The organism is Herbaspirillum sp. WTB6, assembly GCF_057457785.1.
This window is the reverse complement of record NZ_CP176522.1, coordinates 3,459,678-3,473,385: the sequence shown is the minus strand read 5'-3', so window position 1 is coordinate 3,473,385 and position 13,708 is coordinate 3,459,678. Positions and strand designations below refer to the sequence as shown.

Annotated in this window: 13 protein-coding genes and 1 tRNA gene; all 14 read right to left on the bottom strand. The window is 54.6% G+C overall.

The window, feature by feature from the left end; translation table 11 throughout:
- Positions 1 to 102: 102 nt before the first annotated feature.
- The 14 genes from ACK2VC_RS16255 to tilS all read right to left on the bottom strand — a co-directional run bounded on the left by ACK2VC_RS16255 (position 103) and on the right by tilS (position 13,703).
- Entirely contained in the window at positions 103 to 1,827 is a 1,725-nt protein-coding gene (locus ACK2VC_RS16255; RefSeq protein ID WP_486731417.1) for a methyl-accepting chemotaxis protein, read from the bottom strand.
- A 71-nt stretch (positions 1,828 to 1,898) separates the two neighbouring features.
- Positions 1,899 to 2,381: a chemotaxis protein CheW gene (locus ACK2VC_RS16250; RefSeq protein ID WP_486731416.1), complete on the bottom strand. Its 483-nt coding sequence runs from the start codon at positions 2,379 to 2,381 to the stop codon at positions 1,899 to 1,901.
- Positions 2,382 to 2,417: 36 nt separating this feature from the next.
- The gene (gene cheA / locus ACK2VC_RS16245) at positions 2,418 to 4,556 is read right to left on the bottom strand and encodes a chemotaxis protein CheA (RefSeq protein ID WP_486733265.1); all 2,139 of its coding nucleotides are present in this window, start codon (positions 4,554 to 4,556) and stop codon (positions 2,418 to 2,420) included.
- 52 nt (positions 4,557 to 4,608) lie between these two features.
- Complete coding sequence (locus ACK2VC_RS16240) at positions 4,609 to 4,974, bottom strand: response regulator (RefSeq protein ID WP_486731415.1); 366 nt, start codon at positions 4,972 to 4,974, stop codon at positions 4,609 to 4,611.
- Positions 4,975 to 5,036: 62 nt separating this feature from the next.
- The gene (locus ACK2VC_RS16235; protein WP_486731414.1) at positions 5,037 to 5,588 is read right to left on the bottom strand and encodes a chemotaxis protein; all 552 of its coding nucleotides are present in this window, start codon (positions 5,586 to 5,588) and stop codon (positions 5,037 to 5,039) included.
- A gap of 46 nt (positions 5,589 to 5,634) precedes the next feature.
- Positions 5,635 to 6,564: a flagellar motor protein MotB gene (gene motB, locus ACK2VC_RS16230; RefSeq protein WP_486731413.1), complete on the bottom strand. Its 930-nt coding sequence runs from the start codon at positions 6,562 to 6,564 to the stop codon at positions 5,635 to 5,637.
- Between the two features lie 11 nt (positions 6,565 to 6,575).
- The gene (gene motA / locus ACK2VC_RS16225; protein ID WP_486731412.1) at positions 6,576 to 7,436 is read right to left on the bottom strand and encodes a flagellar motor stator protein MotA; all 861 of its coding nucleotides are present in this window, start codon (positions 7,434 to 7,436) and stop codon (positions 6,576 to 6,578) included.
- 184 nt (positions 7,437 to 7,620) lie between these two features.
- Positions 7,621 to 8,394, bottom strand: coding sequence for an SAM-dependent methyltransferase (locus ACK2VC_RS16220; RefSeq protein ID WP_486731411.1), 774 nt, complete (start codon positions 8,392 to 8,394; stop codon positions 7,621 to 7,623).
- Between the two features lie 48 nt (positions 8,395 to 8,442).
- A complete protein-coding gene (gene flhC, locus ACK2VC_RS16215; protein ID WP_486731410.1) occupies positions 8,443 to 9,000 on the bottom strand; it encodes a flagellar transcriptional regulator FlhC in 558 nt (185 codons plus the stop codon).
- 48 nt (positions 9,001 to 9,048) lie between these two features.
- Positions 9,049 to 9,366: a flagellar transcriptional regulator FlhD gene (gene flhD, locus ACK2VC_RS16210; RefSeq protein ID WP_486731409.1), complete on the bottom strand. Its 318-nt coding sequence runs from the start codon at positions 9,364 to 9,366 to the stop codon at positions 9,049 to 9,051.
- Between the two features lie 696 nt (positions 9,367 to 10,062).
- Positions 10,063 to 10,233, bottom strand: a complete 171-nt coding sequence (locus ACK2VC_RS16205; protein ID WP_486731408.1) for a hypothetical protein — start codon at positions 10,231 to 10,233, stop codon at positions 10,063 to 10,065.
- A 276-nt stretch (positions 10,234 to 10,509) separates the two neighbouring features.
- Positions 10,510 to 10,603, bottom strand: a tRNA-Ser gene (locus ACK2VC_RS16200).
- A 95-nt stretch (positions 10,604 to 10,698) separates the two neighbouring features.
- Entirely contained in the window at positions 10,699 to 11,949 is a 1,251-nt protein-coding gene (locus ACK2VC_RS16195; RefSeq protein ID WP_486731407.1) for an aspartate kinase, read from the bottom strand.
- 356 nt (positions 11,950 to 12,305) lie between these two features.
- Positions 12,306 to 13,703, bottom strand: a complete 1,398-nt coding sequence (gene tilS / locus ACK2VC_RS16190) for a tRNA lysidine(34) synthetase TilS (RefSeq protein WP_486731406.1) — start codon at positions 13,701 to 13,703, stop codon at positions 12,306 to 12,308.
- Between the last annotated feature and the right edge of the window lie 5 nt (positions 13,704 to 13,708).

Sequence of the window (13,708 nt, the reverse complement as noted above, 5' to 3'; positions counted from 1 at the left end):
TCCAGAAATATATGATGTGCCCTTATACCCTGATCGGCACCCGCCAATTGACCCATGCAATATTGATACGGCTATCGAACACTCCTCTTAAGCGGTAATACATCAGAATTCTTCCCAGTCCTCATTGCCCGCAGTTACCGCTGGAGCCGAACGAACTACCGCCGGGCGTCCGGTCTTGGGGCCAGCCACCGCCGCAATCCCCTTCGCGCCGCGCGCGTCCGCTACCGGTGGCTGCGCCTTGGCCGCAGGCCTGGCTACCACCATCACCTTCCCAGCCGTGCCCTCTCCTTCCAGCTTGAAGACGCTGACTGCCTGAGCCAGTTGCACCGCCTGTTCCTGCATGCTTTCCGCCGCCGCCGCCGCCTGCTCCACCAACGCCGCATTCTGCTGCGTCATTTCGTCCATTTGCCCGATCGCCCGGTTCACTTCTTCGATCCCGCTGCTTTGCTCCTGGCTGGCAGCCGTGATTTCGTTCATGATGTCCGCCACGTGCTTGACCGAGGTCACAATCTCCCCCATCGTCTTGCCCGCTTCGTCCACCAGCTTGCTGCCTACGTCCACCTTTTCTACCGAGTCCCCGATCAGCCCCTTGATTTCCTTGGCCGCTCCCGCCGAGCGTTGCGCCAAGTTGCGCACTTCCGCCGCCACCACCGCAAATCCGCGCCCCTGTTCCCCGGCCCGCGCCGCTTCCACCGCCGCGTTGAGCGCCAGAATGTTGGTCTGGAACGCGATGCCGTCGATCACGCCGATGATGTCTACGATCTTTTTCGAGCTTTCCTTGATCGAACCCATGGTGTCCACCACTTGCCCCACCACTTGCCCACCCTTGACCGCAAAGTCGGATGCCGAGACCACCAGTTGATTCGCTTGCCGCGCATTCTCCGCGTTCTGCTTCACCGTCGACGTCAGCTCTTCCATCGACGAGGCCGTCTCTTCCAGCGAACTCGCCTGCGACTCCGTGCGCGATGACAGGTCCGCGTTCCCGCTCGCAATCTCGGCCGACGCCACCCCAATCGTTTCGGTGCTGCGCCGAACCTGCCCCACCGTTTGAATCAGGCTGTCGGTCATGTGCTTTAGCGCCTGTAAAAGCTGTCCGGTTTCATCCCCGGATCTCACCTCGATTTTCTGTGTTAGATCGCCGGCGGCAACACTGCGGGCAATTAGCACGGCTTTGTTTAGCGGCATGGAAATGGCGCGCGTCAGCCAGATGCCAATCCCTATCGCGAACAGGACTCCAAGCGCGATTGCGGTCACGCACGAATTCCGAACCCAGATGTATAGCTCCTGCGAATTTGTAAAATCAGCTTTTGCCACGTCCAATTGGATCTTGATCAGTTGCGCAATCCCCTGCTCTACATCCACGAAATTCTGACGCATGGGCCCTTGCATGATCTCCATCGCTAACTGGGTGTTTGGGGCGCGTAAAGCATCGATCGCCGGCTGCAAACCCTCGGCCACAAGCTTTTGATAGCTACCGTAAGCCTTATCGGCAATTTTTCTTTCCTCTTCCGCAAAATTGCCAGACCGATATGCTGCCCAAGTCTTATTGGTTTCGGACATTCCCAGGTCGACCTGATCCATCCGTTTGCTGATGGCCGCCGGATCATCGTTGAGGGATTGTGCAATCGCCAACTGATTCTTGTTGATCGCTACAATGATCTGGTTCAATTGCCCGGTCGGCACCAGCCGATGCGCATAAAGTGCTTCCAACGATCCATTGGTATAGCTCAAACTGGAGATGCCGATGACACCGCCGCAAATCAGCATTACGGATAGAACGCCAAGCACAAAAACAAGCCGCGACCGAATACTTAGATTTTTCAACACCTTTTTGCCCCCCTGGGTCGATAGCCGGATCACCAAATACCAAACGGGTTTGTTTGATGAGCTAGCCGATATCAGGCTGCAATCTTATCGATCAGTCCCATCTCGGCGCTCGACATCAACTTGTTGATGTCGACCAAAATCAGCATGCGCTCATCCAGGGTTCCCAATCCGATCAAATAATCGGTGTTGAAAGCGGTGCCCATTTCAGGCGCCGGCTTGATCTGCTCGGCTGACAATGTAATCACGTCAGACACGCTGTCAACCACCATACCGACGATACGTCCGTTGATATTCAAAATGATCACTACCGTAAATTGATCGTAAATCGGCTCACCGAGGTTGAACTTGATCCGCATATCAACGATCGGGACAATGATGCCGCGCAAATTCACAACACCTTTGATAAAGTCCGGTGCGTTCGCGATACGCGTGACGGCTTCGTAACCGCGAATTTCCTGCACCTTCAGAATATCGATGCCGTACTCTTCCTTGCCCAGCGTGAAAGCAAGGAATTCATCCCCTGTCCGATCTGCTTTTCCCTGCGACTCTGTCATATTTGACTGCTCGCTATGTAACATGGCTCTTCCTTTTCAAGAAAAAATGGATTCATCTTTGAGTTGTCGGCTCGAGCGTAAAAGCGCAGCCACATCAATAATCAGTGCTACTCCCCCGTCACCAAGAATCGTGGCCCCCGAAATGCCGGCAACCTTGCGATAATTTGATTCAAGGTTCTTGACAACGACTTGTTGCTGCCCAACCAGGTCATCCACAAACAATGCAGCCTGTCGGCCCTCGGATTCGAGGATGACCACGATTCCCTTTGATGGATCGGTGAAATGAGGATCAATCCCGAACATTTGATATAGCGGAATGAGCGGCAAATAGTTGCCGCGCACCTTCACCACTCGCCCCTGCCCACTGATTTCCTTGATATCCGCGGGAGCCGGTTGCAGTGATTCGACCACATAACCGAGTGGAAGAATATAAATCTCATTTCCTACCTTAATCGACATACCGTCCAGGATTGCCAGTGTCAGCGGCAGTGAAATGGAAATGGTGGTCCCAAACCCCTTGCTGGAACGTATATCAACGGCGCCACCCATGGCAGTGATATTGCGTTTGACGACATCCATACCGACCCCGCGCCCGGACACATCGGTAACCTGCTCGGCAGTTGAAAACCCGGGGGCAAGGATTAATTGCCAAACCTCGCCATCCGGCGCATCGTCAGTGATCGACATGCCCACCTGCCGCGCTTTACGGATAATCTTTTTACGATCTAGGCCGCCGCCATCGTCGGTCACATCGATCACAATATTGCCCCCCTGATGTGCCGCTGAAAGCGACAGCCGACCAAGTTCATTTTTGCCGGCTCTGGCTCGTTCCGCCGGCTGTTCAATGCCATGGTCAATACTGTTTCGAACTAGGTGCGTAAGGGGATCGACAATACGTTCGATCAGTCCCTTATCCAATTCGGTAGCTGCACCATGGGTGACGAATTCAACCTTTTTCCCTAATTTTGTCGCTAGATCTCGCACCATGCGTGGAAATCGCGAAAATACATAATCCATTGGCATCATGCGAATCGACATTACCGCTTGTTGCAGATCGCGGGTGTTGCGCGTCAACTGGCTTACGCTATCAAGCAGACGTTCATGCGCCATCGGATCCAGCGAACCGGTACGCTGCTCAATCATGGCCTGCGTGATGACCAATTCGCCGACCAGATTGATCAACTGATCCACCTTTTCGATCCCGACCCGAATTGAAGATGACTCGTGGTTTACTGTCGTTTTTTCAACCGCAGTTCTGGTTACGCTTTCGTTTTCCTGATGTAAATCAGGGATGTTTTTTCCGGCAGACTCCGGTTCTCGTACCAGCACCCGCCCAATCTCGGCAACTGGCTGGATATTCTCTTCAACGCCATCCGCAACCGGCTTCCCATTGGAGCTATCGAAAAGTGCAAACGGTTCAAAAAATCCGTACCCTTGTTTCTCTTCTTGCTCCCTGGTGGTAAGCGCGACTGCTTGCGGCGTCGGGGGCGTGCCCGACTCAAGCGTAATTTTCAGATCGGCCGGTTCCATAATAAAAGAGCAAATCGCGACGATATTGCTGACGTCTTCCGACGTGGCAAGGAAAAACACCGATCTACCATCAGCCAGCACGGACCTTGTGATCATTCCCAACAATCCCAATTCCACCGCCAACGCCTCGACGTCGCGCTCCGCAATCGCCGGCAATTCAATCCGAAAATGCTGCTCCGACGGCGGCGCCAATTCGGCCGGCCGCGACAAGGATTTCGCAGCCATTACAGATAAATCGGGGAGCGGCGCGGTTTCGACATTCTGCGATAACGACTGCAACATCATGCGCACATTGGTCACCGCATCCGAATCCACGGCAGAGCCGTGGCGATGCCCATCCAACTGCATTTTGAGAACATCCTTGGCATGCAGAAACGCATCTACATGCTCGGTAGTCAGCGCCATCTCGCCGTTACGTATCTTGTCGAGCAAGGATTCAAGGACGTGCGTGACTTCAGTCAGATCACCAAGCCCGAAAGTGGCTGCTCCACCCTTGATTGAGTGCGCCGTACGGAATATGGCGTGCAGTGATTCACTGTCCGGGGCAGTTACGTCTATCGCCAGCAGCAATTTTTCCATTTCCGCGAGCAACTCTTCAGCCTCGTCGAAAAACACCTGGAAAAATTGGCTCATCTCAATGGTCATCATCAAACTCCGTTGTGGATACTCTCAGCGTTCTTGAGGTTTCACTTGACCGTTAACCAATCACCTTTTTGACGACCTCCGTCAGACGTTGTGGGTCAAACGGCTTGACTAGCCAGCCGTTAGCCCCGGCCGCGCGCCCTTTTGCCTTCATGTCATCGCTCGATTCCGTCGTCAACATCAGAATTGGCACCCGTTGGTAATTCGAGATCTTGCGTAGCGCACGAATCAGGGCCAGGCCATCCATGCGCGGCATGTTCTGATCTGTCAGCACTAGGTCAAACGTTTGCTGTTGGGCTTTTTCCAAACCATCCTGGCCGTCCACCGCCTCGGTCACCCGATATCCAGCAGCCTTCAGACTAAACACCACCATTTGCCGAAGTGAGCCTGAATCATCGACTGCAAGTATTGTTTTTGACATTTCCTCTCCTGCATTTTTCATTTTGCTACGGGATATTTGTTCGAATGATTACTGATCAATCACTAAAACAATTCAATATCACCGCTTTCCATATGAGTCTGACCAACCGCTTTCCATAAATCGCTTTCCAGTTTTCCGCTCTGCTGTTCAAGCAACAGATTGACGTCGTTTAGCAACCCAACAATTTCCTCAATGCCGGTTTGCGCCATCATTCCGGAACTGCTGGTTCCTAAAGTTTCCAGCACCTTGCTCAAACCGGCTATCCGCTGCAAGGCTCTGCCAATCAACTGATTCGTCATGTCATGAAACTGAAGCGCGGTAACAACCGCGTTCAAATGGATATCCGTCTCGGCGGATTCCGCCTCCAGACGCGCAGCATACCCATCTCCATCACTTACATGTCGCTCCAATAATCTTTCGACAATTTTCTGCTGGGCGCAAATTGATGCATGAATTGCCATGAAACTGGCATTCAACTTCCCAATTGCCCCAGCCAGCAGGAAATTGGTTTGAAGCAAATCGGCCTCGATCTGGCTCAAGTGCTGGTTACCATGTTCGGCGACACTGGCCAGCAGGCGCTTCAATTGCAAATTCAACAATTTTTTTGTTGTCATAGAACCGTCCTGTTGTCGTCAACTCGCCCGTCCCAATGGCAGCGAATCAATTCCCGACCGTCTCAGTTATGCCTTGCTGAATTTCAGTCTCGTTTGCAACGGTTACTGTTCCGCCGTCCTGCGATGCCACTTCTTCCGCCTTTTTGTTCATCACGATAATGCTGATACGCCTGTTTACCGGGTTCAGTGGATTTTTTTTGTCAAACAATACCGCGGAAGAAAGCCCTACCACGCGCAAAACTTTCGCCTCATCCATCCCGCCCTGAATCAACTCTCTGCGCGATGCGTTGGCGCGATCGGCTGACAACTCCCAGTTACTGTAGCCCTTTTCCCCACTGGAATATACTGTGGCATCAGTGTGCCCGGACAAGCTGATCCGGTTCGGTACGTCATTCAACACCTGTCCGATCTCGTGCAAAATAATTTTCGTATAGGGTTGCAGTTCAGCCTTGGCCAGCGCAAACATCGGACGGTTTTTTTCGTCGACTATTTGAATCCGCAAACCTTCGGAAGTAATGTCAATCAGTAGCTGATTTTTGTATTGTTTCAGTAGGGGATTGCTGTCGATCAAGGTCTCGATGCGCTGCTTTAGCGCCTTCAGACGCTCTGCTTCCACCCGCTCAAGCGCCGCCTCGGCCGCTTTCAAATTGTAGGTTTTTTTGGTAACCGTATTTTCGCCCTTCTTGAGTTGGCCATCGCGCTGGCTGAGGTCGCGCCCTCCTCCGGGAATCACACTCGAACTGTCGCCGCTACCGGAACCGCCAGCCATTGCCACCTTGAGTGGCGTCTTGAAATACTCGGCGATTCCCTGCAAGTCCCCTTTGGTAGTCGAACCCAGCAACCACATCAGCAAGAAAAACGCCATCATCGCCGTGACGAAATCGGCGTAGGCAATTTTCCATGCCCCCCCATGAGTCCGCCTACCCGCCTTTTTAACCCGCTTGATGATGATCGGACGTAGTCCTTCGTCGGCCATGAGACGTTCCGTTACCTGGTTTTAGACGCCTTGATATGGGCCTCCAACTCGAGGAAGGATGGACGCTCAGTCGAAAACAGAACTTTTCGTCCGAATTCGATAGCCAGCGCTGGAGCATATCCATTCAAGCTGGCCAATAAGGTTACCTTGAGACATTGAAGAATCTTGGTCGATTCGTGCAGCTTCTGCTCCAGCAGGGTGGCAAGCGGTCCGATGAAGCCATAAGCCAGCAAAATCCCGAGAAAAGTGCCAACCAGCGCATGGGCAATCAATATCCCCAATTCCGCGGGTGGCAAGCCAACCGACTCCATGGTATGCACCACTCCCATGACGGCTGCCACGATGCCGAAGGCAGGCATTGCATCGGCCATTTTTGCCAGGCAATGTACCGGGATCTCACCTTCGTGGTGATGCGTTTCTATCTCGTTATCCATCAAATTTTCGATTTGAAACGCATCCATGTTGCCTGAGACCATCAAGCGCAGATAATCGGTCATGAATTCAACGATATGATGGTCGGCCAGCACCCCGGGATATTTGCTGAAAATCGCACTTTCCGCCGGCACCTCGATATCGCCTTCAATTGACATCAATCCTTCTTTGCGCACCTTGCTCAATATTTCGAACTGTAGCGCCATGAGCTCCATATACAGCGTCTTGGTATATCTTGATCCCTTCAACAAGCCCGGCAGGGCCCGCAAAGTGGCCTTGATCGCCTTGCTGTTATTGCCGACCAAAAAAGAACCAATTGCAGCGCCGCCAATCATCAGTAACTCTACCGGTTGCAGCAATGCCGCGAAATGGCCCCCCGCAAGGCCGAATCCGCCGAACACGGCAGCAATGACAATCAGGTATCCAAATATGACTAACAAACCTGCAACTCCAGTTGAACGGCAAGATCCGCTTGCCAACCTGCCCTTACAGGCTTGACCAAGAACAGTTGTGGGATTTCATTGGAAAATGGCTACGATCCCGGAGAATGACACCAGTCGGTTACGACCCGCCCCCCCGAAACTTGAGATGCCGTATGGCAATGTACCATACGCATTACTCAAATTACATGTGCCAGCCGTACAGAATCGGACCGGTCTCTTCCGGCTGCAGCCGAATCTGCGGGTCAATTCCCGGGATTCGGAATTCATGACTCAACAATAGTGTCCCGGGACGCATTTCTGCCCGAGCCTTTTCCCATAACGACGGCATCGCGGCGGGAGATAAATAGACAAACAGAACGTCATACTCGGAAAAATCAAGACGATTGTAATCGCCGAATATAAAGCGGCTGTTGCTTGAACCGAGAGCCTTTCGGGTGCGGCTGATTAGCCACGGCAATGGCGCCGCCTCGATACCGGTAAAGCATGCATCGGGATGGTGCTCAGCCAGATAAACGATCATTCCGCCTACCCCGCTGCCGGCATCCAGCACCCTCAATGGCCGACCTGCCGGCAGCAAGCGATCGACGGCAGCCCATACCGCCAGTCGGGATGGATAAAAGGGCACCTGAGTACGAAAAGTGGTCCAGTAAAATATTGCTAGGAAAATGAAGCCCGCAAGGAAAAATCCGGATGGCAGTTGAAGTGACTGCGCAGCCCAAATCGCGATGGGGAAAAAGAATTGGATAGGCATCCACCATGGCGCAAGCTGGACCTTGCGCGACGCGACCGATGCAATCGTACCTTGGAATATCAGGAACGGGAGGACGGGGATATCAAGCCCGATCACCCTCGCCAGCAAAAAAATGGCCACCGTGACAACAGCAACAGCGCACTGAATCATCAACGCACGCCAAGCAGGCAATTGCCATGCTGACTGGCGCGGCTGAGCCTTCATCCCGATGGCTGTGCGGTCAGGTTGAGGGTTCTGAACTTGATTTACAGATCAGGCAACCAAAGGAAGAGGGGCGGATATGGCCTGTCGAGCCTTTTTGGTTTTTCCGGCACGGGAAGGCATACGGCAAAGGCCACAAAAGTAGTGATCATGCAAATCAAGATGATGCACCACGAAATGCCCCCCACATTCGCTGCACGGCGTTGTCGTCAACATCTTACTCTCAAAGAAACGCAATAAGGTCCACGCCCTGGTCAAAGACAACACCGGTTCTTCGCTGCCGCTGTGACCAATCTGTTCCAGATAGAGCTTGTATGCCTTGACCACTGCCGTAATTCCTGAAACGGAGGCATGCGTGGTCAGATAGGTGTAAATATTGATGAACAGCGAGGAGTGCACGTTCGGCTGCCAAGTGACAAACCAATCCGTTGAAAATGGCAGCATGCCCTTTGGCGGCGATACTCCCTTCAATTCCTTGTACAGCTTCAAAAGCCGTTCGCGTGACAGCGTGGTTTCCGCCTCCAGCAATTGCAATCTGGCACCGAGATTGATCAATTCGATGGCCAGTTGGATTTCCTGCGCTTCAGTGACGACGCTTTTCTTGATCATTTGTTCGTGTCCCGCTCACGGAATGGATGCCGACTGCCGCATTGATCATCAAACAATTTCTTCAACTGGCTGGCCAGCCATCAAGATAGCAGCATGTGACTGGGCCAGCATTTTGTCTTTGCCGTGGCTGGTCAACAGACCAAGAATGGCACCGTCATCGAAACGAAAACGAGCCACCATCATGTTAGTGCCCGCAAGTTTCAGTATCTGACTATTGCTCAAGCCTTCGATCAGATTGGCTATCTCCTGACTGATACCAAGACGAAATACGGCAGCGGCCTTGTCGGAACGGATCATTTGCTGCGCAAGCATCAAGTACCCCAGATTCGCATCGCGAATTTCGGCCATCATGTCGTTGGTGTTCATATCCCTCTCCCGTCCGGTCAGTGCTGTTTGGCTGTTTATTCCGCCAGTGACTGCATTCTGAAACCAGACGCCAAAGCCAGAAATTGGCTTCGCTCGGTATTTCTTGTAGGGGGCAATAAGGCATGCCTGTAGGAAATTCTCCTACAAGCATAGAAAAACATATATTCCGCCCCTCCTGAAAAAGAGACGGAACCGAGTACTGGAGCGGATCTTGAGCCTTTTATAAAACTTGTGCTTCAGGCCAAATCCATCATGAAAGGTAGGTTAGATTTAAAATATTTTCTGCGTAATTTTTACACCGTCATGTAATTCCGACAAAAACACCGCCAGAAAAAATAACAATAAAACAACAATCTGTCAGTCTATGCATTATTAACGACTGCATTTCTGGAAACTTTTGGGCTGAAAAGCAGAATTTTTAAAAATTTCTACAAGACACGGCCGCTGTCCCTTTAACGACCCATGCAATCAGAACTTTAGGGCGTCGTGAAAATTTTTTGAGGGATAGTTCACCGATGCCCTCGCTTGGCCGGATTGGCGCTACATCGAGGTCGTGTGAGCTATACCAGGTGCTGGAATTTCCCGGAATCCAGATCGACGGGGCGAGATGGTGCGTGCACAGGCGCACACGCATCGCGGCTGTCAACCCTTTAAGGTGTAAGCCGCCTACGGCGACTGAGCGCGTGACTTTGCTGGCTATTGCTCTTCAAACGGCTGGCTGTCCAGGTCGGTACGCTCCCTGGCCTCTTCGACCATGCGCCGCTGTTCAATCCGTTTGCGCATGATCGCGGCGTGCTGCTCAGCAGTCATTGGCGGCACGGTCATCAAGTCCTTTAGCAACGCCATATTCCTGTCTTTGTTTTCCATTTCCCCGCCTGCCCCTTTCGGGTTCGAAAGGCATTTACCAAAAAATCAGTCTCGCCTTGTTTGGTACTTTACCATTTTGACGCGCACTGAAATCGGTATCGATAACACCAGCGGACCGATATTTTAGTTCCAAGGGATGGACAACTGGACTTGAAATGCCGAGGGACGCGGCATGATCACGGCTTCTGCAACCCTCAAACCTGAACTGCCGAAATCGCCCCGGACAAAGGTATCGGGCATAAAAAAGCCCCTGACAAGTCAGGGGCTTGGTATTGCTGGCGGAGACGCAGGGATTCGAACCCTGGATACAGGTTTAAGCCCGTATGCTTCCTTAGCAGGGAAGTGCCTTCGACCACTCGGCCACGTCTCCATTGCCTGTTGTGGCGGGGGCGCCGCAACAAGGCTTCGCATGATAGCTTTTCAGGCGGACTTGGTCAATGAAACTCTACCGCCCGATGCCCGCAATCAGTTGCTTTCGAGACCGAATGCCTTGTGCAAGGCACGCACCGCCAGTTCCATGTATTTCTCGTCGATCAGAACTGAAATCTTGATTTCGGAAGTGGAAATCATCTGAATGTTGATTCCTTCCTCGGACAGGGTACGGAACATTTGCGACGCAATCCCGACATGGCTGCGCATGCCGACGCCCACCACCGACACCTTCGACACCTTGTTGTCGCCGGCCACGCTGGCAGCGCCGATATGCGCCTTGACGCCATTGTTCAGGATCTCCAGCGCCCGCGCATAGTCACCACGCGGAACGGTGAACGTAAAATCGGTTTTGCCGTCGACCGACTGATTCTGGATAATCATGTCTACTTCAATGTTGGCGATCGCCACCGGGCCCAGAATCTGGTAGGCGATGCCGGGACGATCCGGCACGTCCCTGACGGTAATCTTGGCTTCATCGCGGCTAAACGCGATGCCGGTAATCGTGGCTTGTTCCACCTTGGTATCTCCCTCAAACGAAATCAGAGTGCCGGAGCGTGCTTCCTCCTCCAGCGGTATTAACGGATCGGTCAGCGATGACAGGACGCGGGTCGGCATGTGGTAATTGCCAGCGAATTCGACCGATCGAATTTGCAGGACCTTGGAGCCGAGCGAGGCCATTTCCAGCATTTCTTCAAAGGTGACCGTATCCAGTCGGCGCGCCTCCGGTACCACCCGCGGGTCGGTGGTGTAGACGCCATCGACATCGGTGTAAATCAGGCATTCGCTGGCCTGCATCGCTGCAGCCACCGCCACCGCCGAGGTGTCCGAACCCCCGCGCCCGAGGGTGGTGATATTGCCGTTTTCATCGACCCCTTGAAAGCCGGTAATGATGACGATCTTGCCGTCGTCCAAGTCGCGTCGCACCTTGGTGTCGTCGATCGAATGGATCCGCGCCTTGGTGTGCGCGGAATCCGTCTGCACCGGAACCTGCCAGCCGGCGTACGACACGGCCTTCTTGCCAAGCGCATGCAGGGCCATGGCCAGCAATGCGACCGACACTTGCTCGCCGGTGGCGGCAAGCATGTCCAGCTCGCGCAGATCCGGTTGCGGCACGATTTCCCGGGCCAGTCCGAGTAGGCGATTGGTTTCGCCCGACATGGCGGAAGGGACGACGATGACTTGGTGGCCGGCACTGTGCCACTTGGCGACACGCTGGGCGACATTCCTGATGCGCTCGGTCGAACCCATCGACGTGCCGCCGTACTTATGAACGAATAAGGCCATTTTGGAGAAGGAAAAGGAAGGAAAAAGGCGCGCAAACAATCTTTAACTTTACATTGTGCAGCGCAGAATAACAAGGCCCGCGCACGGTGGGCGTGATGAGAGCGCTTGCGGCCAGGCGCGGACGATGCGCACAGGCCGCCATTGTGGAGGAACGCTGCCGGTGATTGTCCTGCCGTCACACCATGAGGCTGCCACCCGGTACTCAGCCACACCCAATTTTCTGCAGTCAATCAATACCAAAAAATACCGGGTATATTGAAAAAATATAGAGAAAATAATCGGAATACGCCGCGATAGGATAGAGTATATAACGCTACCGCAATCGCTGGCGGCACATGACAGCCGCTGCGACTGGCTCACCCCGGTTCATGCGCGGACGGCATTCCAATCTCGGCCAGCCACTGCAGGGCGATCCCCGGCTTGGCCGTGACGACACGCGCATCCATCCCGATACCGCCGACAAACACCAATCGTTCGTCGAGATACACCAGCGGCAGCCGCGGCCGCTGCCAAGACGGGATCGCCCGCTCCTGGAACAAATGCTTGAGATTTTTGGATGGCCGGTTCAGGGCCGGCTTGAGGCGCTCGGAACCGCTGCGTGGGCAAATCAGCAGCGTTCCGCCCCTCAAGAGTTCGGGCGCAAGGCCTGGAGCGGCCGTCGATCGAAAAACCAGCCGGCCGCCCCACTCCGGCACCTCGATCGCCGCCTGCCCTTGCCATTGCAGGCGCAACGTGCCAAGTGGCAGCGTCGTCGGCGCGGGGTGCAGTTCCAACCGATTTTCAACCCGGCGCAACTGCACCGCGCCGAAATCGAAGAACGGGTGCAGGTCGGCGGCAGCCTCAAGCATTTGCCAGCGGATTTCCTCCAGCCGCGCCCTGCTTGGCAGGCGCAACCCCTGCCGGCCCAGCCAGTAGCGCAGCAGATTCCCAAGTCGATCCGGCGACAGGCGCTGGAGCGCTGCGATCTCCAGCGCCTCGCCGCCCTGGCCAGCCGCACAGACCAGCAGATCGGCCTGCGCTACTTCGTCTAGCAGGCGTTGCGCAGTTTGCATGTGCGTGGCGACGCGCGCCAGGCAGGGCGAAAAGGCGGGAAATTCACTTGCCACCACAGGAAAAAGCTTATGGCGCACGCCGTTGCGGCGATAGCGCAGATCGACATTTGATTCGTCGTCGACATGGGCCAGTTGCAGTTCGCGCGCGGCTTGCTGCAGCACGCCGCGCGGCACGGCGAGCAGCGGCCGCCCCAGGGCAATGCCGCCGCCCAGCAACGCGCTGTCCTGTTGCAGCGCCGGCATACCGGACAGGCCCGGCAGGCCGGCGCCGCGCATCATATGCAGGAATACCGTTTCCGCCTGGTCGTCCTGATGGTGCCCGGTCAGCAACAGCGTGGCGCCCAGTTGGCGGCACAGAATGCCGAGTTCTCGATAACGAGCGACGCGCGCCGCCTGTTCCACGCCGCTTGGATCGGACTGGCTGACCTGGACTTTCGCGGCGTGAAACGGAATCGACTGGCGCACGGCTTCATGGCGGCAATGCTGAAGCCAGGCATCGGCGTTGGCGCTCAGACCATGATGGATATGCAGTGCATACAGCGGCAAGCCGCGCGCCTGGGTAAATTGTCCGGCCAGTCGCAGCAGCACCGAAGAATCGACGCCGCCGCTATAGGCCACCGCCAGCGCCGGCGCCGCGCCGGGCGCGGAAAGACAAACGCGCGCCAGAATTGCTTCCAGCGCGCGTTCAAATACGAGCGGCAAGCCGT